This is a genomic window from Streptomyces sp. AMJ-169 (assembly GCF_055597585.1).
In genome coordinates, this window is sequence record NZ_JBVLTJ010000005.1 from 259150 (window position 1) to 279972 (window position 20823).

Annotated in this window: 16 protein-coding genes; 5 read left to right on the forward strand and 11 right to left on the reverse strand. The window is 70.5% G+C overall.

Annotation, left to right across the window (positions count from 1 at the left end):
• Positions 1–3 precede the first annotated feature (3 nt).
• The 5 genes from ACYUD3_RS14500 to ACYUD3_RS14520 all read right to left on the reverse strand — a co-directional run bounded on the left by ACYUD3_RS14500 (position 4) and on the right by ACYUD3_RS14520 (position 8388).
• Positions 4–948 (reverse strand): ABC transporter permease, encoded by a 945-nt coding sequence (locus ACYUD3_RS14500; RefSeq protein WP_470969044.1) that lies wholly within the window; start codon positions 946–948, stop codon positions 4–6.
• Complete coding sequence (locus ACYUD3_RS14505) at positions 941–1873, reverse strand: ABC transporter permease (RefSeq protein ID WP_470969046.1); 933 nt, start codon at positions 1871–1873, stop codon at positions 941–943. Before ACYUD3_RS14505 ends, ACYUD3_RS14500 begins: the two co-directional genes overlap by 8 nt.
• A gap of 140 nt (positions 1874–2013) precedes the next feature.
• Positions 2014–3636: a peptide ABC transporter substrate-binding protein gene (locus ACYUD3_RS14510; protein ID WP_470969049.1), complete on the reverse strand. Its 1623-nt coding sequence runs from the start codon at positions 3634–3636 to the stop codon at positions 2014–2016.
• A gap of 548 nt (positions 3637–4184) precedes the next feature.
• The gene (gene typA / locus ACYUD3_RS14515; RefSeq protein WP_470969052.1) at positions 4185–6092 is read right to left on the reverse strand and encodes a translational GTPase TypA; all 1908 of its coding nucleotides are present in this window, start codon (positions 6090–6092) and stop codon (positions 4185–4187) included.
• Between the two features lie 145 nt (positions 6093–6237).
• Positions 6238–8388: an ABC transporter family substrate-binding protein gene (locus ACYUD3_RS14520; RefSeq protein ID WP_470969054.1), complete on the reverse strand. Its 2151-nt coding sequence runs from the start codon at positions 8386–8388 to the stop codon at positions 6238–6240.
• A 369-nt stretch (positions 8389–8757) separates the two neighbouring features.
• Between ACYUD3_RS14520 and ACYUD3_RS14525 the strand changes: the two genes are divergently transcribed.
• From ACYUD3_RS14525 to ACYUD3_RS14545, 5 genes are all read left to right on the forward strand, one after another.
• Positions 8758–9039, forward strand: a complete 282-nt coding sequence (locus ACYUD3_RS14525) for a hypothetical protein (RefSeq protein WP_470969056.1) — start codon at positions 8758–8760, stop codon at positions 9037–9039.
• Positions 9040–9058: 19 nt separating this feature from the next.
• Complete coding sequence (locus ACYUD3_RS14530; RefSeq protein ID WP_470969059.1) at positions 9059–9892, forward strand: hypothetical protein; 834 nt, start codon at positions 9059–9061, stop codon at positions 9890–9892.
• A 15-nt stretch (positions 9893–9907) separates the two neighbouring features.
• The gene (locus tag ACYUD3_RS14535; RefSeq protein WP_470969061.1) at positions 9908–11947 is read left to right on the forward strand and encodes a fumarate reductase/succinate dehydrogenase flavoprotein subunit; all 2040 of its coding nucleotides are present in this window, start codon (positions 9908–9910) and stop codon (positions 11945–11947) included.
• Positions 11944–12717, forward strand: a complete 774-nt coding sequence (locus ACYUD3_RS14540) for a succinate dehydrogenase/fumarate reductase iron-sulfur subunit (RefSeq protein WP_470969063.1) — start codon at positions 11944–11946, stop codon at positions 12715–12717. The genes ACYUD3_RS14535 and ACYUD3_RS14540 overlap by 4 nt, the downstream gene beginning before the upstream one ends.
• Positions 12718–12889: 172 nt before the next feature.
• Positions 12890–14278 (forward strand): hypothetical protein, encoded by a 1389-nt coding sequence (locus ACYUD3_RS14545; RefSeq protein ID WP_470969065.1) that lies wholly within the window; start codon positions 12890–12892, stop codon positions 14276–14278.
• Positions 14279–14314: 36 nt separating this feature from the next.
• On the opposite strand, the gene ACYUD3_RS14550 is transcribed toward ACYUD3_RS14545, so the two are convergent.
• The 6 genes from ACYUD3_RS14550 to ACYUD3_RS14575 form a co-directional block, all read right to left on the reverse strand.
• Positions 14315–16981: a SpoIIE family protein phosphatase gene (locus ACYUD3_RS14550; RefSeq protein WP_470969067.1), complete on the reverse strand. Its 2667-nt coding sequence runs from the start codon at positions 16979–16981 to the stop codon at positions 14315–14317.
• Positions 16982–17237: 256 nt separating this feature from the next.
• The gene (locus ACYUD3_RS14555) at positions 17238–17672 is read right to left on the reverse strand and encodes an ATP-binding protein (protein WP_470969070.1); all 435 of its coding nucleotides are present in this window, start codon (positions 17670–17672) and stop codon (positions 17238–17240) included.
• A 167-nt stretch (positions 17673–17839) separates the two neighbouring features.
• Positions 17840–18229 (reverse strand): (deoxy)nucleoside triphosphate pyrophosphohydrolase, encoded by a 390-nt coding sequence (locus tag ACYUD3_RS14560; RefSeq protein WP_470969072.1) that lies wholly within the window; start codon positions 18227–18229, stop codon positions 17840–17842.
• Between the two features lie 15 nt (positions 18230–18244).
• The gene (locus tag ACYUD3_RS14565; protein ID WP_470969074.1) at positions 18245–18436 is read right to left on the reverse strand and encodes an SPOR domain-containing protein; all 192 of its coding nucleotides are present in this window, start codon (positions 18434–18436) and stop codon (positions 18245–18247) included.
• Between the two features lie 328 nt (positions 18437–18764).
• The gene (locus tag ACYUD3_RS14570; protein WP_470969077.1) at positions 18765–19517 is read right to left on the reverse strand and encodes a GntR family transcriptional regulator; all 753 of its coding nucleotides are present in this window, start codon (positions 19515–19517) and stop codon (positions 18765–18767) included.
• Between the two features lie 154 nt (positions 19518–19671).
• Positions 19672–20808, reverse strand: coding sequence for a DUF4190 domain-containing protein (locus ACYUD3_RS14575; RefSeq protein ID WP_470969079.1), 1137 nt, complete (start codon positions 20806–20808; stop codon positions 19672–19674).
• Positions 20809–20823 lie beyond the last annotated feature (15 nt).

Genomic DNA, 20823 nt, shown 5'->3' on the forward strand with positions numbered 1-20823 from the left:
CCCTCAGCGCATCTTCGGGTCGAGGGCGTTGCGAACGGCCTCACCGAGCATGATGAACGCCAGCACCGTGATGCTGAGCATGATCGACGGGTAGAGCATGATCCACTGCGCGACGCGGATCTGGTTGCCGCCGTCGGAGATGTCGTTGCCCCAGGACACGCCGTTGAGGCCGAGGCCCAGGTAGGACAGCGTGGCCTCGGCGCCGATGTAGGCGCCCAGCGAGATGGTGGCGACGACGATGACGGGGGCGAGGGTGTTCGGCAGGATGTGCCGGAACATGATGCGCGGGGTGCCGGCGCCCAGGGCCTTGGCGGCCTGGACGTAGTCGGCCTGCTTGGTGGTGATGACCGCGCCGCGCATGACGCGGGCGATCTGGGTCCAGCCGAAGAAGCCGAGCGCGCCGATGACGACCCAGGCGGTGCGGTTGGTGAAGGAGTTCAGCGCGACCATCGTGCCCAGCAGGAACGGGATGCCGAAGAACACGTCGGTGAGCCGGGACAGGATGGTGTCGACGATGCCGCCGAAGTAGCCGGCGATCATGCCGACGAGCCCGCCGACGACCGTGACGAGGATCGTCGTGCCGAAGCCGACGGCCACGGAGGCGCGGGTGCCGTAGATGACGCGGGCGTAGACGCTGCGGCCCTGCTGGTCGTAGCCGAGCCAGTCGGCGGTGGCTATCTGGCCGAGCTTGGGTTTTTGCAGGTAGTGCTTGGTCAGGTCACCGAGGTTGGGGTCGGTGCCGGTGAACCAGCCCGGGAAGAAGGTGATCGTCAGCAGGAAGAGGATCAGCACGCCGGAGATGATGAAGATCGGGCTGCGCCGCAGGTCGGCCCAGGCGTCGCCCCACAGGCTGCGGGCCTTCTCGGGCTTCGCCGCCACTGCCGCCGCCGGGGCGGGGGCCGTGTCCTCGACGGTGCTCTCGGGAGCGGTCTTGGTCACGTCAGGCATAACGAATCCTCGGGTCCAGGACCGCGTAGAGCAGGTCGACGATCAGGCTGGCGACGAGGTAGACGAGGACCAGGATGGTCACCAGGCCGACCAGGGTGGTGCCTTCACGGCGGGTGATCGCCTCGGCGATGGTGCCGCCGACACCGTGCAGGTTGAAGATGCGCTCGGTGACGACGGCGCCGCCCATGAGCGCGCCGAGGTCGGTGCCGAGGAAGGTGATGACCGGGATCAGCGAGTTGCGCATCAGGTGGACGCCGACGACGCGGCGGCGCGGCAGTCCCTTGGCGATCGCCGTACGGATGTAGTCGGCGCGCAGGTTCTCCGCGATGGAGGTGCGGGTGAGCCGGGTGACGTAGGCGAGCGAGGTCGTGCCGAGGACCACCGCGGGCAGGATGAACTGGCTGAGGTCGGTGTCGTCGTTGACGCTCGGCGCGACCCAGCCCAGCTGGTCGGCGAAGACCATCTGGAGGATGAAGCCGAGGACGAAGACGGGGACCGAGATCAGCAGCAGCGAGACGAGCAGGATGCTGTTGTCGGTGAGCCGGCCGGCGCGCAGTCCGGCGAGGACGCCGAGCGCGAGACCGAGGACGGCCTCGATGGCGAAGGCGAGTCCGGCCAGCCGCAGCGTCACCGGGAAGGCGTCGCCGAGGACGTCGGTCACGGCGCGTCCGCTCGCTATCTGGGTGCCGAAGTCGGCGTGCAGGATCATGTCCCGCATGTAGTGCCAGTACTGCACCATGATGGGCTGGTCGAGTCCGTACTCGTGTCTCAGCGAGGCGATGACCTGAGGGCTGCCGCCCTTGTCGCCGAAGAGGCCCGCCACGGGGTCACCGGGCAGGGCGTAGACCATCAGGAAGATCAGCAGGGTTGTCCCGATGAACACCGGGATCATCTGGAGCAGTCGTCGTGCGACGTAGCGCCCCATCGTGCCTCCATGTCGATCACGGCAGCGCAGGCGGGCCCTTTCCTCGCGCACCCGTGGATGATGCGTGTGGAAAGGGCCCCCCAGCCACTGCCGTCACCCGGGGCGCGGTGCACCGCGCCCCGGGGTAAACGGGCTTGTGGTTACTTCTTCTTGACCTCGACGCCGGTCAGGATGGGGTCGCCGTCCTGGGCGTACTTCACACCGGTGACGTTCTCGGAGTAGCCGGCGTTGACCTTGTAGTACCAGAGCGGGATGCTCGGCATGTAGTTGGCCAGCTGCTTCTCGATGGCCTGGTAGTCCTTCACCGACTCGTCGAGGGTCGTGGCGGCGTCGGCCGCGGCGATCTCCTTGTCGACGGTCGGGTTGGAGAAGCCACCCTGGTTGCCGTCCGACTTGGTGCCGAACAGGTCACGGATGAAGTTGGCGTTCATCGGGTAGTCGAGGACCCAGCCCGAGCGGTACAGCGACTTGACCTGCTTGGCCTTGCGGGCCTGGAGGTCGGTCTGGAAGTCCGGCTTGGAGTCGCCGGTGCACTTCACGCCGGTGGCGTTGGTGATCGAGTTGCAGACCGCCTCGACCCAGTCCTTGTGCCCGCCGTCGGCGTTGTACTGGATGGAGATGGCGTTGCCGGGGACGCCGCCACCCTCCTTGATCAGTTCCTTGGCCTTGGCGGCGTTGAACGTGGTGACGTCGCCGGCCGCGTTCGGCTGGTAGCCGAGGACGCCCTTGGCGACCCAGCCGGTGGCCGGCTCACGGGTGCCCTGGAGGACGGTCTTGGTGATCGTGTCGCGGTCGATCGCCATCGACAGGCCCTGGAGGACCTTGGGGTTGATGTCCTTCCACTGCTTCGTGTAGAAGGCCACGGCAATCGACTGGATCGCGGAGTAGGCCTGGCTCACGGCGCGGTCACCGAGGTCGGCCTTGTAGACCGGGAGGTCCTTCGGCGCGACCTGGCGCAGGACGTCGACGTTGTTCGACTTCAGGTCCTGGTAGGCGGTCTCCAGGCTGGAGTAGTTCTTGAAGATCACCCCGCCGTTCTGCGCCTTGTTCGGACCCTGGTAGCCGTCGAACTTGGCGACCTCGATCGACTTGTTGTGGTCCCAGCTGACGAACTTGTAGGGACCGTTGCCGACCGGCTTCTGCCCCGCGGCGGCCGGGTCCTTGTAGAAGGACTCGGGCAGCGGGTCGAAGACCTCGTAGCCGAGCTTGTAGACGAAGTACGGCAGCGTCTTGCTGAGCGTGATCGTGAAGGTGTTGTCGTCGACGACCTTCAGACCCGACAGGCTCGTGGCCGTGGGCTTGCCGGTCGCGGGGGCGACCTGGTCGTAGCCCGCGATGTCCGAGAACCAGAAGCTGTTGGTCTGCTTGTTGGCGGGGGCGGCGGCCCAGTTCCACGCCTTGACGTAGGACTCGGCGGTGACCGGGGTGCCGTCGTGGAACTTCCAGCCCGGCTTGAGCTTGACCGTGAAGGTCTTGCTGTCCTTGGTGTCGACCGACTGGGCGTTCACGTACGTGATCTTGCCCGTGGAGTCGTAGTCGACGAGCCCGGCGAACAGCGAGCGGATGACGATGCTGCCGTTGGACTCCATGGTGTTGGCCGGCTGGAGCGGGTTCTCCGGCTCGCCGACCTCGATGGAGAACTTGCCGTTCGGGTCGATCGCGGCCTTGCTGCTGCCGCTGTCGTTCCCACCCCCACAGGCGGTCGCGCCCAGTGCCACTACCGCAGCTATCGCCACCCACTTGGCGCTCTTGGCACCGCGCATGGGTTCCTCCTCATGAGTCCTGATGTTCAACCGCAAGGGGGGCACACGTGGCAGATCACCGATACCTGAAATCGGAGATGGCCAGTCGCCCGTATGTGCTCGACCCGAGCTCTACGCGCCTAACTATCTGCCATGCGGAGTGGCCGAACCACACCCTCAAGGTCTCGGTTCGATCACACCTGGCGTGTACTTCTTCCAAAATCCGGACAAACGGTTTGCAGATAGATCGCTGCGAAACGGACTTGTTACACATCTATCGATGGGGACTGTCCGCATTCCGGACACAGCGAAGGAGAAATTCAATTGCGACTTACTGTCGCCTTGTGCGGGGGGCGTCGCGTCATGCCCGCACCCGCTCTCCCAGCAGATTAGTAGGGAAAACAGCCCGGGTGCGGCTTCCCGGCGAGGATGAAGGGTTTTCCCTATGTCCCCCTAAAGCCCACACCCTTCACACCGCCCCCACGCAACACGCCTGACACACGCCGCACACACGACATGGGCCGGGCCCCCGCCAAGACGGCGGGGGCCCGGCCCAATGCGCTGTGCGACTAGCCGTGCTTGGCCCGGCTGGCGGCCCGGGCGCGCTCGCGCCCGTCCAGCGCCACCTTGCGGATGCGCACCGCCTCCGGGGTCACCTCGACGCACTCGTCGTCACGGCAGAACTCCAGGGACTGCTCGAGCGACAGCTTGCGCGGCGGGACGATCGCCTCGAACGAGTCGGCCGACGAGGACCGCATGTTCGTGAGCTTCTTCTCCTTGGTGATGTTGACGTCCATGTCGTCGGAGCGCGAGTTCTCGCCGACGATCATGCCCTCGTACACCTCGGTGCCCGGCTCCGTGAACAGCACGCCGCGCTCCTGGAGGTTGGTCATCGCGAACGCGGTGACGGCACCGGAGCGGTCGGCGACCAGGGAGCCGTTGTTACGGGTCTGGAGGGTGCCGAACCAGGGCTCGAAGCCCTCGTGGATGGAGTGGCCGATGCCGGTACCGCGGGTCTGGGTCAGGAACTCGGTCCGGAAGCCGATCAGACCGCGCGAGGGCACGACGAACTCCATGCGCACCCAGCCCGAGCCGTGGTTGGACATGTTGTCCATCCGGCCCTTGCGGACACCCATGAGCTGCGTGACCGCGCCCATGTGCTCCTCGGGCACGTCGATCGTCATGCGCTCGACGGGCTCGTACGTCTTGCCGTCGACGTCCTTCGTGACGACCTGGGGCTTGCCGATGGTCAGCTCGAAGCCCTCGCGGCGCATCTGCTCGACCAGGATGGCCAGCGCCAGCTCGCCGCGGCCCTGCACCTCCCAGGCGTCGGGGCGCTCGGTGTCGAGGACGCGCAGCGAGACGTTGCCGACCAGCTCGCGGTCGAGGCGGTCCTTGACCTGGCGGGCGGTGACCTTGCGGTCCTTGACGGCCGCCTTGTTGTCGGCGCCCTTGCCGGTGCCGCCGCGGCCGACCAGCGGGGAGGTGTTGGTGCCGATGGTCATGGAGATCGCGGGCTCGTCGACCGTGATCAGCGGCAGCGGGACCGGGTTCTCGGGGTCGGCGAGGGTCTCGCCGATCATGATGTCCGAGATACCGGCGACCGCGCAGATGTCACCGGGGCCCGCCTTCTCGGCCGGCTTGCGGGTGAGCGCCTCGGTCATCATCAGCTCGCTGATGCGGACGTTGCTGACCGAGCCGTCGCGCTTGATCCACGCGACCGTCTGGCCCTTGCGCAGCTCGCCCTGCTCCACGCGGACCAGCGCGATCCGGCCGAGGAAGTTGTCGGCGTCGAGGTTGGTGACGTGCGCCTGGAGCGGCGCCGCCTCGTCGTACGTGGGGGCCGGGATGTGCTGGAGGATCGTCGAGAAGAACGGCTCCAGGCTGGTGGAGTCGGTCGGGACCGTGCCGTTCTCCGGCTTGGTCAGCGAGGCGATGCCGTCCCGGCCGCAGGCGTAGACGATCGGGAACTCGATCTGCTCCTCGTCCGCGTCGAGGTCGAGGAAGAGGTCGTAGGTCTCGTTGACGACCTCGTCGATCCGGGAGTCCGGGCGGTCCGTCTTGTTGATGCACAGGATGACGGGCAGCCGCTGCTGGAGCGCCTTGCGCAGCACGAAACGGGTCTGCGGGAGCGGGCCCTCGGAGGCGTCGACGAGCAGGACCACGCCGTCGACCATCGACAGACCGCGCTCCACCTCACCGCCGAAGTCGGCGTGGCCGGGGGTGTCGATGATGTTGATGGTGATGACGTCCCCCCCGTCCTTCGGGTGGTACTTCACCGCCGTGTTCTTCGCCAGGATCGTGATGCCCTTCTCACGCTCCAGGTCGTTCGAGTCCATCATGCGGTCGTCGACCGAGTCGAGCTGATGCGCGGCGAAGGCGCCGGCCTGCTTCAGCATGCCGTCGACGATGGTGGTCTTGCCGTGGTCGACGTGGGCGACGATGGCGACATTACGGATGTCGTGGCGCGTGGCCATGGGTGGCGTACTCCTGGAGTGTGCGGAAGGCCTCTGCTGCGACACAGACCCTGCCGGGCTTGACACGCCACGGCCTCACCCAAGTCTACGTTCCCCCGGGCGTGCGGGCTCGCCGGGCCCGGGGGACCCCCTCCTCAAAGGCCCCTCAGCGCCCGCCGGGCGACGCCGACGCCCCCGCCGCGCCCTTCTTCAGGAACCCCATGTCCTCGAAGACCGGGGTCTGGAAACCGAAGGCGCCGGCGTTGGCGAGGTCCTTGCGGGCGGCGGTCAGCTGGGGGCGCTGGTAGAGGGGGATGGAGCCGGCGGCGGCCCAGATCCGGGCGTCGGCCTTGCGGATCAGGGTGCGCTCCTCGTCGCCGTCCAGGGTCGATACCGCCTGGTCGAAGAGCTGGTCGACCTGGTCGGTGCCGACGCGGGTGTAGTTCTGCTCGACGTTCAGGGAGCCGTCGGCCGCCGGGACCGGCTTGGCGTAGATCGGGCGGGCGTCGGTCGCGGGGAAGGCGGAGGCGGGCCAGGAGTACAGGGCCATGTCGTACTGGCCGGAGGCGACGTGGTCCTTGAAGTAGCTCTCGTCGGCGACCTTCGTCACATCCGTGCGGATGCCGATCTTCGCAAGCATCCGGGAGACCCGGTCGGCGACGACCCGCAAAGACTCCGAGCCGGGGCCCGAGGGGACGACGAACTTCAGCGTCAGCGGCTTGCCGTCCTTGGCGAGGGCCGCCGCGTTGCCGCCCTGCGCGGGGGCGCTCGCGCCGGGGGCGGCGGTCCCCTTGGGCGCGTAGGCACCGGCGGCGCCGCCCTGCTTGGCGTACTGCTTGGCGTCCTCGGCGCGGCGGGGGGACTCGTCCGAGGGTGCCTTGTTGTCCTCGCCGACGATGTACGCCCCGTCGCTGCCCCCCTCCGACTCCGACTCGGTGCGCTCGCCCTGCGAACCGGCCGTCTTCTTCTGCTCCTTGACCGGCCCCCCGGCGACCCACCCCGCGTCGGTGAGCAGCGCCTGCGCCTCCGCGGTGTCCTGGTCGCCGAGCGCCCCGCTGCTGTCGGTGTACGCCTCCTGCCCGGACAGCGCGAGATGCGAGCCGACGGGGACGGCCGGCAGGCCGAGCGGCTTGAGGACGGCCTCCGCGAGTTCGGTGCGGTCCAGGGCGCGGGCGACGGCCCGGCGCACCCGCTCGTCGGCCAGCGGCCCGCTCTCCCCGTTCAGCGCGAGCTGCGTGTACGCCGGTTCCAGGGAGCGCCGCACCTCGAAGCCCTTGAGCGCGTCCTGCTGCTTGTCCCAGACGGCGATGGCGGTACGGAGCTTCTTGCGGGCGTAGGTCTCCTCGTCGGCGGCCTCCTCGTCGGAGCCGTGGGCGACGGCCCAGGAGCGCAGCGCCTTCGCGGCGGTACGGCCGCTGCCGGGGCCGCCGAGCGGACCGGAGGCGCCCTTGCCCTTGGCGGCGGCGTCGATCCGGCCGGCGAGCGCGGTGTCGACGTCGGCGAGGTCGACCTGTCCGTCGGCGAGGGCGGCGGCGCGCTTGTCGCGGGGGACGGCGGTCAAGACGATCTCGGTGAGCTTGGCGGGCCTGCCCCACCAGCGGGGGTTGCGGGTGAGCTGGACCGAGCCGTCCTTGCGGTCGACCTTGGCGAGCTTGAACGGGCCGGCGGTGGTCTTCAGGCCGCGCCGGCCGGCCTCGTTGAAGGCGTCCGGGGTGCCCATGACGTCCTTGGGGTACAGCGGGGAGAACAGGGAGCGCCAGTCCGCGTAGGGGCGGGCGAAGGTGACCTTGACCTCCAGGTCGTTGGCGCCGCGCTCGACCTTCTCGATGCGGTCGTACCCCGCGTTGCGGGCGGTCCAGTAGGCGCTGTCCTTGCCGGCGAGGGCGCGCCACTGGGCGGCGAAGTCGGCGGCGCCGATCTCGCGGCCGTCGCTCCAGACGGCCTGCTGGTTCAGGCGGTACAGGACGACCTGCTTGGGTTCGGTGCCGACGACCTTCGCGGACTCCAGGTAGTCGGCGTCGCGCCGGGGGCGGCCGTCGGCGTCGAGGCGGTACATCGCGGGCAGGACGGCCTGGGCGACGCGGGTGCTGGTCGCGTCGGCGTCGGCCTGGAAGGTGTTGAAGGTGTCGGGGACGGCGTCGACGGCCCAGCGCAGCGTGCCGCCGTCGGCGACCTGGGCGCGTTCGGCCTTGGCGATCTGCTGGGCGGCGAGGGGGGAGCTGTCGTTGTCGCTGCCGCAGCCGGCGAGCAGGGGGACCGCGAGCACGCCCGCGGCGAGGAAGGCGACCGAGCGCATCACCGCGCGTGTGCTGACCATCTCTGTACCTCCGGTGAGGCACCGACGGGGGGCGCCCCTCGATCTGCATATGAACCGATCGACACCTGATCGGATGTAAAGCGCGCTTTACACGCCGCCACTGAAGAGGAAGCACCCGCCCGAACGCGTCCGACACGACACGAATCGCCGGCAACCCCACCCGCACGGCGCAACGCGCTTCGCACCCCGGCGCGCGATCCGGCCCCTCACGCCTCCCGTGTCACCCAATCCGTGCACACCGCTTCCCAGCGCCCGCTGTGACTTGGGACACTCGCAGGCGCATGAGCGTCACCGCCCGGGGCCCTCGCCGGCCCGATCCGCCGGACACGGCCCCAGGCCCACGCCGGCCCACGGAAGTGAGGTCACGTCATGTCCGTGCACGACGAACTGACGTCGGTCCAGCGCTGCCTGGAGGATCTGCTGCGCGCCCTGGGCCGGCTGGAGAAGCAGCTCGACCCGGGCGTCCTCGAGGTGCGCCGCGTCCGCGCGGACGCCACGCATCTGCGCGAGAGCCTGGCGCTGCTGCGCGAGGTCACCCCGGCCCCGCCCGCCCGCCGCCCCGACCTGCTCCCCATCCCCGACACCCCGTACGACAGCTCGCTGTGGACGGACTCGGACGACGAGGGAGTGGGCAGCCGGCACCGACCCTGACCACCGACGGGAGTCATCCTTGGCAACCGACACGGAACCCGGTACGGAATCCCATCCCCCGCGCGGCGGCGTCCGGCACGCGAGCCGCGCCGCCATCGCCGCGCCCCATCTGCGCACCGACCGCTGGTGGCTGGCCCCGGCCGCGACCGCCGCCGGCCTGCTGGCCTTCATCGCCTACTCGACCTGGCGGGCCTTCGCCGACTCCCACTATTACGCGGCCCCTTACGTGTCGCCGTTCTACTCCCCCTGCCTGGCCGAGAACTGCGTGACGATGCGCTCGGGCCCCAACTGGGAGCTGTTCGGGAGCTGGTGGGGCCTCTCGCCCGCGATCCTCATCCTGATCTTCCCGCTGGGCTTCCGGCTGACCTGCTACTACTACCGCAAGGCCTACTACCGCGGCTTCTGGGCGTCCCCGCCGGCCTGCGCGGTCGCCGAACCGCACACGAGGTACTCCGGCGAGACCCGCTTCCCGCTGCTCCTCCAGAACCTGCACCGCTACTTCTTCTACGCGGCGCTGCTGGTCGCCTGCACGCTGACCTACGACACCGTCCTGTCGTTCCGCGACGAGCACTACAACTGGGGCCATATGGGCCTGGGTTCCCTGGTGTTCCTCGTCAACATCACACTGATCTGGGCGTACACGCTGTCCTGCCACTCCTGCCGGCACATCGTCGGCGGCAAGCTGCGGCACTTCTCCAGACACCCGGTGCGGTACCGGGCGTGGCGGCTGGTGGGGAAGCTGAACGAGCGTCACATGCTGCTGGCCTGGGCGTCGTTGGTGAGTGTGGGGGTCGCCGACTTCTACGTGTATCTCGTCTCATCCGGTGTCTTCAGTGATCCGCGATTCTTTTAGAAGGGGGGGCTTCTGATGTCGGTGGTCGAGCGCCAGCAATGGGACGTGGTCGTGATCGGGGCGGGCGGCGCGGGCCTGCGGGCCGCGATCGAGGCGCGCGAGCGGGGCGCCCGTACGGCCGTGATCTGCAAGTCGCTGTTCGGCAAGGCCCATACGGTGATGGCCGAGGGCGGGATCGCGGCGGCGATGGGGAACGTCAACGCGGGCGACAACTGGCAGGTCCACTTCCGCGACACGATGCGCGGCGGGAAGTTCCTGAACCAGTGGCGGATGGCCGAGCTGCACGCCCGCGAAGCCCCGGACAGGGTCTGGGAGTTGGAGACGTGGGGCGCCCTCTTCGACCGTACGAAGGACGGCCGTATCTCGCAGCGCAACTTCGGCGGCCACGAGTACCCGCGCCTGGCCCACGTCGGCGACCGCACCGGCCTGGAGCTGATCCGCACCCTGCAACAGAAGATCGTCAGCCTGCAACAGGAGGACCACCGCGAGAGCGGCGCCTACGAGTCACAGCTGAAGGTCTTCCAAGAGCACACGGTGACAAGGCTGTTGAAGTCCCCCGACGGCCGCGTGGCGGGCGTCTTCGCGTACGACCGCGAGTCGGGCCGCTTCCTCGTCCTGGAGGCGCCGGCCGTGGTGATCGCGACCGGCGGGATCGGCAAGTCGTTCAAGGTGACGTCCAACTCCTGGGAGTACACCGGCGACGGCCACGCCCTGGCCCTCCTCGCCGGCGCGCCCCTGCTGAACATGGAGTTCGTGCAGTTCCACCCGACCGGCATGGTCTGGCCGCCGTCCGTGAAGGGCATCCTCGTCACCGAGTCGGTGCGCGGCGACGGCGGGGTGCTGCGCAACTCCGAGGGCAGGCGCTTCATGTTCGACTACGTCCCGGACGTCTTCAAGGAGAAGTACGCGGAGTCGGAGGAGGAGGGCGACCGCTGGTACGACGACCCCGACCACAACCGGCGCCCGCCCGAACTGCTCCCCCGCGACGAGGTGGCCCGCGCCATCAACTCCGAGGTCAAGGCGGGCCGGGGCTCCCCGCACGGCGGGGTCTTCCTGGACGTGTCGACCCGGATGCCGGCGGAGGTGATCCGGCGCCGGCTGCCGTCCATGTACCACCAGTTCAAGGAGCTGGCGGACGTCGACATCACCGCCGAGCCGATGGAGGTCGGGCCGACCTGCCACTACGTCATGGGCGGCATCGCGGTCGACTCGGACACGGCGGCGGCGCGGGGGGTGCCGGGCCTGTTCGCGGCGGGCGAGGTCGCCGGCGGCATGCACGGCTCGAACCGGCTGGGCGGCAACTCCCTGTCGGATCTGCTGGTGTTCGGACGCCGGGCGGGGTGGCACGCGGCGAACTATGTGGACGATCTCGAGGGGCGGCCGGTGGTGGGGGACGGGGTGATCGAGGCGGCGGAGGTGGAGGCGTTGCGGCCGTTCTCGGCGGAGGGGGGGTCGGCGGGGGCTGTGCCGGCGGCGGGGGCTGTGCCGGCGGGGGGCGCTGTCTCGGCGGTCTCTGCGGCGGGGGCTGCCGCGGAGGCTTCTTCGGGAGGCGCCGTGTCGGCAGGCGCCGCCGCCTCACCGGCCCCGCCGGAGAACCCCTACACCCTCCACCAGGAACTCCAGCAGACCATGAACGACCTGGTCGGCATCATCCGCCGCGAGGGCGAGATGCGCCAAGCCCTGGAGAAACTCGCCGAGTTGCGCGTACGGGCGCGGCGGGCCGGGGTGGAGGGCCACCGCCAGTTCAACCCGGGCTGGCACCTCGCGCTGGACCTGCGGAACATGCTGCTGGTCAGTGAGTGCGTGGCGAGGGCGGCGCTGGAGCGCACGGAGTCGCGCGGCGGCCACACCCGCGAGGACCACCCCACGATGGAACGCACCTGGCGCAACGCGAACCTGATCTGCCAACTCACGGACCCCGAGGGCGGGTTGACGGCCGGCGACCAGATCTCCCTGACCCGCGAGACCACCACCCCCATCCGCCCCGACCTGCTCGCCCTCTTCGACAAGGAGGAGCTGGTCAAGTACCTCGCCGAAGAGGAGCTGTACGAATGAGCGGCTACGAGGCCCACTTCAGGGTGTGGCGGGGGGACACCGGCGGCGGGGACCTGGAGGATTTCACGGTCGAGGTGAACGAGGGCGAGGTGGTCCTGGACATCATCCACCGGCTCCAGTCCACGCAGGTCCCCGACCTCGCCGTCCGCTGGAACTGCAAGGCGGGCAAGTGCGGTTCGTGCTCGGCGGAGATCAACGGCAGACCGCGGCTGATGTGCATGACGCGGATGTCGGTGTTCGAGAGGACGGAGACCATCACGGTAACTCCCTTGCGGGCCTTCCCCGTTGTGCGGGACCTCGTGACGGACGTCGGCTTCAACTACCAAAAGGCGCGCGAGGTACCGGCGTTCGTACCGCCGCAGAAACTCGGCCCCGGCGAGTACCGCATGTTCCAGGAGGACGTCGACCGCTCGCAGGAGTTCCGCAAGTGCATCGAGTGCTTCCTCTGCCAGGACACGTGCCACGTGGTGCGCGACCACGAGGAGAACAAGTCCGCCTTCGCGGGCCCGCGCTTCCTGATGCGCGTCGCGGAACTGGACATGCACCCCCTGGACGCGGCCGAGACCACGGGCCTGGACCGCAAGAGAACAGCCCAGGAGGAACACGGCCTCGGCTACTGCAACATCACCAAATGCTGCACAGAGGTCTGCCCCGAGGGCATCCACATCACCGACAACGCCCTGATCCCCCTGAAGGAAAGAGCGGTCGACCACAAGTACGACCCCCTGGTCTGGCTGAGCGCGAAGATCAGGAGGCGCCCAGGATCCTGAGCAGCTCAGCGAGGTCGTAGCCGGCGTACAGCTACCGGGGTGCGCGCATCTCACGGCGGTCAGCCGGGCGCGCGCCCCTGCTCCGACCCGTCGTCCCCACCCTCATCACACCCCCCACCTCCCCCTCCCCCGGTCGCGCCCGCGCATTCGTGGCCATACCCTCCGAAATGTGATGCCCTCCTCCCTGATCCGTGGCCGCCCGAAGCGGGCTCGGGCGGTGATATGGGTGCGGGTGGTGCAGACGGTGCTGGGCGGGCTGGTGGGGGTGGTGTGGCTGGCGTTGCCCGGGGCGACCGCCGATCACGGGATCTCCCGGGAGCCGGCCGCCGAGGGCCACGCCTCCGCCGCCGACCTGGTCCTCCCCCTGGCCGCCGGCGCGGTCGTCTGCGCGCTCGCCGCGTACGGTTATCTGCGCCGCGTCCGCCGCAGCCGCCTGCGCACCACCCCCGCCTCCGCCGGCACCCGGCACGTCGGCGCGTACGTCGCCCCGCCGCACCCGCCCCCGCTCGCCGACCTCGACGCCGAGTCCCGTGCGGCCCTGGTCGGCGCCGACAACCTGCTGCGCGCCCTGCGCGAGGAACTGGCGTTCGCCCCCGACGAGGCGAACCCCCAGGTAGCAGCGGCCGCCGCGGAACTGACCACCGCGTTCGCGATCCGCCGCCGGTACGACGAGGGCGTACCCGGCGAGGAGAACGCCCGCCGGCACGCGCTGACGGGGATCGTGGGCCGCTGCGCGGAGGTACGCCGGCTGGTGGAGCAACCGCGCACGCGGAGAGCCGCCGGGGACAGATTCGAACGCCGGGGCGGCGAGGAGGAGCGGTTCCGGGAGCGGGAGCACGCCGGGGACAGAAGCGGCTCCGCTCAGGAACACGCCGGGGGCGAGAGCCGGGCACCTGACTCCACCGCTCCCGGAGTACGGCCACCGCAGCACACCGCCCCGTCGGCCTGCACCCCCGCCCTCCCCCTAGCCGAATCCCGCTTCCGCGAGCTCACCGCCCGCACCCCCGCCGTAGCAGCCCTCTACACCGACCTCACCGATCGATACGCCCCCTCCGCGACCGAATCGGTGGCCGGTTACCCCGAGTTGGCGAAGGACCAGCTGGTGACCGCGACGACCGAGCTGAACCTGGCGCACCAGGACCCCGCCCGGCTGCGGGCCGCGCGCAGCGCGATCGTGCGGGCGTCGGTGCTGCTGGCGGCCGTCCCCCGGCTGGCGGCGGTCCTCCAGGAGGCGGCGGCACTGACGGCCGTCCCCGGCGACGACCCGCTGGAGGCGCTGCGGACGGCGGCCGACGCCCCCGCGCGCGGCGCGCTGCTGGTGGCCCGGGAGTCGGTCGCGGCGGCGGAGGACTTCATCGCCGTCCACCGCGAAGCGGTCACCGCGGGCCCCCGCACCCTGCTCGCGGCGGCCCGCGAACTCCTCGCGACGGACACCACCCGCGCGGACACACTGGGCCGCGAGGCACGGGCCCGGGCGGAGCAGGACGTACGGCTGCGGGGAGCGGCGGGGACGGACGAGACCGCCGCCGACGACACAGGCGGCCTCACCTCGGAGCCGTGACCCACGACCCACGACCCACACTCCAGCGAGCCCCCCTCAGAACAGACTCAGCAACGCCTCCGCCGGATCGACCAACCCGTTCCCCCCATCAGGCAACGGCAGTTCGAACCACACCGTCTTCCCCAGCGGCGTCCGCCGAGACCCCCAGGCCGCCGACAGCAGCCCGACCAGCTGGAGCCCCCGACCCCCCTCGTCCGTGTCCCGGGCCCGCCGTCTGCGCGGCTGGACCAGACCCGAGTCCCACACCTCGCACACCAGCGTCCGGTCCAGCAGCAGCCGCAGCCTGATCTCCCCCTCGCCGTACCGCAACGCGTTGGTGACCAGCTCGCTGACGAGCAACTCCGTTGTGTCGACGAGGGGTTCGAGATCCCAGGAGAGCAGCTGCGCGCGAGCGTACTCCCGGGCCCGCCCCACACTGCGCGGCTCGCGCGGCAGCGTCCAGTCCCCCACCGACTCGGCGGGCAGCCCCTGGACGCGGGCCATCAGCAGGGCGATGTCGTCCTCGCCGTGATGGGTGTCGAGGGTGTTGAGGACGTGGTCGCAGACGTCCTCGAGCGGCCGGGCCGGATCGGTCAGCGCGCCGACGAAGGCCTGGAGCCCCTCGTCGAGCGGATGGTCCCGGGACTCCACCAGACCGTCGGTGTACAGCGCGAGCAACGCCCCTTCGGGCAGCTCGACTTCGACCTCCTCGAACGGCTCCCCGCCGACCCCGAGCGGCATGCCGGGCGGCACGTCGAGCATCAGCGCGGGCTCGCCGGGTTCGACCAGCACGGGTGGCAGATGGCCCGCGTTGGCGAACGTACAGCGGCGGGTGACGGAGTCGTACACGGCGTACACGCAGGTCGCGAGGTACACCTCGGAGAGGTCGGCCTCACGGGGGCGGCGGGCGGCCCGAGTCGCCTGCTGGACCCCGCCGGGGGTGCCGAGGCCGCGGGCGATCTCGTCCAACGCCGAGAGCACTTCGGCCGGTTCGAGATCGAGGAGGGCCAACGTCCGTACGGCCGTACGCAGTTCGCCCATCGCGACGGCGGCGCGCAGGCCGCGGCCCATGACGTCGCCGACGACCAACGCGGTGCGGTGGCCGGGGAGTTCGATGACGTCGAACCAGTCGCCGCCGACCTCGCTGGGGCGGCCGGTGGCGACATTGCCGGGGAGGTAGCGGCAGGCGATGTCGAGCCCGGAGGCGACCGGGTCGCCGGGCGGGAGGAGGGAGCGTTGCAGTATCAACGCCCGTTCGTGCTCGCGCCGGTAGAGCCGCGCGTTGTCGATGCAGACGGCCGCCCGCGCGGCCAGCTCGACGGCCAGATCCCGGTCCCGGTCCCCGAACGGCTCGCTCCCCTTGGTCCGCGAGAACTGCGCGAGCCCCACGACGGTGTCGTGCGCGACCATCGGCACGGCGAGCGTGGACTGCACCAGCCCGCCTTCCTCGCCGGGCAGATGCTGCGGCCGGGCGGTGCGCAGGGCGTCCGCGCGGGGGGAGTTGAACGGGAAGTGGTGGACGGCGCCGACGGGCACGGGGGCGTCGCCGGTGGCGGTGAACGGGATGTCGGAGACGGCCGAGGCGAACGCGACGCGGCGCAACTCGGCGCTGCCGTCGGCGAGTCCGGGCGGGGTCTCGTCGCCGGCGAGGAGACCCTGGTAGAGGTCGACGGTGGCGAGGTCGCAGAAGCCGGGGACGACGACGTCGAGGAGTTCGCGGGCCGTCGTCTCCAGGTCGAGGGAGTTCCCTATCCGGGCGCCCGCCTCGTTCAGCAGGGCGAGATTGCGCCGGGCGGCGGCGGCCTCGCGGGCGGCGGCGCGGCGGGCGGTGATGTCGGTGCCGAGCCAGGCGATGCCGATGGGACGGCCGGAGCCGCTGTGCACCCGGTAGAGGTTGATCGACCAGTGCCGGCGCTCCTGCGAACCCGGGACGAAGCCGGTGACGTGCATGTCGGTGATCGAGTCGCCGGTCTCCAGCACCCGCTTCATGATCGCGGTGACCCGGTCGGCCTCCGAGCGGGCCAGATACTCCTGCACCACCCGGCCCCGGTGGTCGTCCGGCGTCCCCCCGAACAGCGAGGCGAACCGCTGGTTGGCCCGCCGCACCTTCAACTCCGGGTCGATCAGCAGGAACCCGAACGGCGATTGACCGAAAATCGCCTCCGAAGCAGCCAAGTCGGTCTCGATGCTGCGCAGCGTGCGGACGTCGACGACGATGCAGACGGCGGCCCGGTCGCCGTCGGGGGTGGCCGTCGGCATGACGTACACCTCGGCGAGCCCGCGCTCCCCGGCCCGGCCCGGCACGTCGAACGGCACGACGCCGGTCCACTCGCGCCCGTCGAGGATCTCCGCCATCTTGCGCTGGCTGCGTTCGCGCAGGTCGGGGTCTATGAACGCGGCGATCGGGTCCATGCCGACGGCGCGTTCGGCGGGGATGCCGAAGATCTGCTCGGCGCGCAGGCTCCACTGGTCGACGAGTCCGTCGGGGCCGATGGAGAAGGACGCGACGCGGATGTAGTCGTAGATGGAGCCCGGGGGGCTGGTCTGCCAGACCGCGTCGCCGTCCGCGGGGTCCACGGGGGCCGGCAGGCCGGCCGGGGTGTGCGGGGACGCGGGGGGCCGGGACACGGGGTGGCGGGCAGGGCTGTCCGCGCCCGCGGCTTTCGCCTTCGCGCCGCCCGACGGGTCCTGCGACTCCGTGGCCTTCGCTGGTATCTCGCTCACGCGAACCGTCCCCTCCAGCTCACCGCGCCCGGCCGGTCACCGTAAAGCGGCTGCCCGCAGTATCCAGCACTACGGGGCCGCTCGGCACGGTGTTCACGATCACAGCACGGTCCCGATGCTTTTTGGACCGTGCCGCACGAACACTTCCACTCTTCTAACCAGCGGACACCTCGTCGAATCACCACGCGCACAACAGGTCGGTGGCCGATTTCGTTCGGTCGACGGACCGGGGTCCCGCGTACCCCCGCGCGAGGTCTCACCGGGGCACCGCCAGCTCGAACCACACCGTCTTGCCCGCCGCCCGCGGGCGGGTGCCCCAGCGGTGCGCGGCGGAGGCCAGCAGCTGGAGCCCCCGGCCGTCCTCGTCCTCCTCCCGCGCGATCCGCTCCCGCGGCGGGTCGGGCAGCGGGTCGGAGACCTCGACCAGCAGTACGTCGCCCAGCCCCGCCGGGCGGCGCACCAGCCGTACGCCGATGGGGCCCGAGGCGTGTCTGAGGGAGTTCGTCACCAGCTCGCTGACCAGCAGCGTGGCGGTGTCGGTGACCTCGTCGAGGCGCCAGCCGCGCAGCTGGCCGCGGACGACGGCGCGGGCGGCGCGGACCGCGCCCGGGTCGGCGGGGAACGTCCACTCGACGCAGTCGCCTTCGGTGTCGATCACGCCGATCACATCCCAGCCAGCGAGGTGTCCCATGTCCGGATTCGTGGGGTTAATGGGCACATACCCGATATCTCGGGGGCGATACCGGGGTGGTGGGCGCACTGTGGCACGTACAGCGCAACGCGCTCCGCTGGGTGGGGCCGAGTGCGCCCGACGCTTCGCTGGAGGGGGCCGGGCGCCTAATAGCTCGGGTGCTCCCCTTAAAGGCCTACTGCCTTCACCGCTTCTACGTCCTGGGCCAACCACTCCACATCCCACAGCTCGCCCGGCGTCAACCAGCGCAGTTCGTCGTGGTCCTGGAGTGGTTTCGGGGCCGGGGAGTCCGGGCGCAGCTGTGCCCTCCACACCTGCAAGACATAAGGCGCCCTCAGTGGCCACTCCCCCGCCACCCGCTCCCCCACGACCACCTCGACCCCCAACTCCTCGCGCAGCTCGCGCTCCAGAGCCTGCTCCGGGGTTTCCCCTTCCTCCAGCTTGCCGCCGGGCAGCTCCCAGCGGCCCGCGAGGTCGGGGGGTGCGCTGCGGCGGGCGGACAGGAGGCGGCCGTTCGCGAGGAGGGCGGCGGCTACCACGAGGATGCGTTCCGTCATGCGCGGGAGCCTATGTCAGGCGCGGCCTCCGTCGCCGTTCGTGGGGACGCGCTCGACGCAGTACAGCTGCTGGGGGCCGCCGATGCCCAGACTGTCGGCGATCTTCTGCGCCTCCGCCTTGGTCGCGAACCGGCCCACGCTGTAGCGGTTGCCGTTGTCGTCCTGGCGTATGACGCTCCAGGGCAGAGAGATGGTGCCGTCGGTCATCGCGCCCCTCCGCTTCCCATATGCGTCCCACCCGCTGAGGAAACCTCACTCCGCATATGCCCGAGCGTACGCCCAACCTTCACGCACCGAACACGGCTTCTCACAAACGGGTACGCAACCAGCCAGACCGAAGGGGGCGCACAGTCCTGAACACGCCCTGCGGGGACGGCGATCCGCCCCTTCTCCGCCGCCTCGGGTGCATACGGGGAGAGCTGCGAGAACGACCGGAATCGACCTGATCCGCACGGTCCGCGCGGCCCGCGCCCTCCGGCACATCCGCCTCAGGGGGCGCACGCCGCCCCAGGACCGCCGGCGGGGAGCGGTCCGGCTACCGGACCGGGAGGTGATAGGCGACGCGGTAGCGATCGGCCGGAATCACCACGTCGGCCGTCTCGACCGGGCGCCCGGAGGCGTAGTACGTGCGCTGTACGACGATCACGACGTGGCCCGGGACGCCGCCGAGGACGAGGAGTTCCTCGGCGAGGCCGGGGCGGGCGCCGACCTCCTCGGTGACGTTGTCGACGATGACGTCGATCGCGCGCATCCGCTCGACGACGCCCATGCCGCCGAGGGGGCCCTCCTCGGGGAGCATGACCGGGGTGCGGCCGGTGACGGAGAGGGGTTCCCAGGAGGTGGACAGCATCATCGTGCGCCCCGCTTCCCGGAAGACGTAGCGGGTGCACATCACGCGGTCGCCGGGGTCGACGGCGAGGCGTTCGGCGACGGCGGGGCCGGCCTCGGCCTGTTCGCTGCGCGACTCCCAGGTGCCCCGGATCTGGCCCTCGGCCTGCTCCTGCCTGAAGAGCGTGGCCCCGCCGGAGGGGCGGAAGCCGGAGCGGGCGATGCGGCGCGGGACGGGGCGCTCGCGCACATACGTCCCCGAACCGGAGCGGCCCTCGACGAGGCCTTCGGCCATGAGGACCTTGCGGGCCTCCAGGGCGACGGTGTCCGAGACGCCGTACTCCTCGCGGATCCTGGCCTGGGAGGGGAGGCGGGTGTGCGGCGGCAGCGACCCGTCGGTGATCTTCTTGCGGAGGTCGCCCGCGACGCGCAGATACGCCGGCTGTTCACCGAATGTCACTGGCCGCTCCCATCGCGCTGTACAGACAGCTACAGCGTGGCAACCGTGGGTTCGGCCATGCAAGCAAAGGCCAGAGAATCACTCGATGTGATGACACACTCCGGGGTGGCGCTTTACGCAGGCACTTTCTCCCCGCTATAGGGGAGTTCACACCTCAGACGCTCAAACCGCCGCCGTCACCCCTGTCACTGCCGCTGCCGCCGGTGTCCGAGTCGGTCGCCGGGGGCTCGGTCGCGAGGCCGAGCGCCTTGCGGGCGTCGACGGTCGTGTCGCCGTCGACGTACGCGTAGCCCGAGTCGTAGTACCCGTAGAAGTCGTCCGGGCCGGTGGCCGCCGCCGCGCGGGACCAGTCCTTCTCGGCGTTCGTCATGTCCTCGGTCAGCGCGTCGATCGAGGGGCGGGCGGCGTTCGGCCAGGGGAAGATCTTCAGGACGGCGATCTGGTCGGAGAGGGTGTCGCGGACGTTCTTCGCCCAGGCGGTGTTGGCCGCCAGGTCGTCCTCCGCGTAGTCGGACGGCTCGGCGGCGAGCGCGTCGTCGACGGCCGTCATCGCGTTCAGGAACGCGACCTGATCGCCGTTCAGGTTGCTGCCGTCCCGGCGCAGCGAGCCGGTGAGGGTGCCGCCCTCGTCCTCGCTGGCGAAGACGCAGGTGATCTCGCGGTCGCCGTACCCCCAGCTGTCCTCGGTCGGCGTCAGCGAGTAGACGTCCGCCTCCTTGGGCACCGCCCACGGGTCCATCGCGTAACCCGCCTTGCGCGCACGGCACTTGCTGTCCGCGTCGAGCCCCGCGTGCCCCGGGTAGGTGTCCCCGTCCAGCGCGATGACGGCGAACACCTCACCGTCGTGCGCCTCCTCGCAGGGCACCTCGTCGACGTCGTACACCTCGCTGTCGTCCAGCGTCCCGTACGGCAGGTCGAAGCAGTCGCCGGCGGCCAGCTCCGTGACCGTACCGGTCCCCGCCGCCGCCTCCTTGACGCCGTCCCACGCGCGCGAGACGACGTTCGTCGACAGCACCACCACCCACAGGGCCAGCCCCACCGACGACAGCACACCCCCCGCGATCGCCATCCCCTTCCCACGCTCCTTGCTGCGCCGGATCTGCAACAGCGCGATGACCCCGAGGACCAGCCCGAGAGCGGGCACGAAGCAGAGGGCACCCAGGACGAGGGCGGAGATGGCCACACCGTTGACCGGGGTGGAGGGGTGGTGGGGGTAGCGGGGCGGGGGGTAGTAGGCGGCGGGGGGTGCGGGTACGGGTACGGGTCCTGCGGGTGCCTGCCGGCCTTCCACCGGCGCACGGAACGG

Excerpts from the sequence above, each read along its gene's own strand:
- ACYUD3_RS14500 (WP_470969044.1), bottom strand. The coding sequence starts at position 948 with ATGCCTGACGTGACCAAGACCGCTCCCGAGAGCACCGTCGAGGACACG.
- ACYUD3_RS14505 (WP_470969046.1), bottom strand. The coding sequence starts at position 1,873 with ATGGGGCGCTACGTCGCACGACGACTGCTCCAGATGATCCCGGTGTTC.
- ACYUD3_RS14510 (WP_470969049.1), bottom strand. The coding sequence starts at position 3,636 with ATGCGCGGTGCCAAGAGCGCCAAGTGGGTGGCGATAGCTGCGGTAGTG.
- typA (WP_470969052.1), bottom strand. The coding sequence starts at position 6,092 with ATGGCCACGCGCCACGACATCCGTAATGTCGCCATCGTCGCCCACGTC.
- ACYUD3_RS14520 (WP_470969054.1), bottom strand. The coding sequence starts at position 8,388 with ATGGTCAGCACACGCGCGGTGATGCGCTCGGTCGCCTTCCTCGCCGCG.
- ACYUD3_RS14525 (WP_470969056.1), top strand. The coding sequence starts at position 8,758 with ATGTCCGTGCACGACGAACTGACGTCGGTCCAGCGCTGCCTGGAGGAT.
- ACYUD3_RS14535 (WP_470969061.1), top strand. The coding sequence starts at position 9,908 with ATGTCGGTGGTCGAGCGCCAGCAATGGGACGTGGTCGTGATCGGGGCG.
- ACYUD3_RS14540 (WP_470969063.1), top strand. The coding sequence starts at position 11,944 with ATGAGCGGCTACGAGGCCCACTTCAGGGTGTGGCGGGGGGACACCGGC.
- ACYUD3_RS14545 (WP_470969065.1), top strand. The coding sequence starts at position 12,890 with ATGCCCTCCTCCCTGATCCGTGGCCGCCCGAAGCGGGCTCGGGCGGTG.
- ACYUD3_RS14555 (WP_470969070.1), bottom strand. The coding sequence starts at position 17,672 with ATGGGACACCTCGCTGGCTGGGATGTGATCGGCGTGATCGACACCGAA.
- ACYUD3_RS14560 (WP_470969072.1), bottom strand. The coding sequence starts at position 18,229 with ATGACGGAACGCATCCTCGTGGTAGCCGCCGCCCTCCTCGCGAACGGC.
- ACYUD3_RS14565 (WP_470969074.1), bottom strand. The coding sequence starts at position 18,436 with ATGACCGACGGCACCATCTCTCTGCCCTGGAGCGTCATACGCCAGGAC.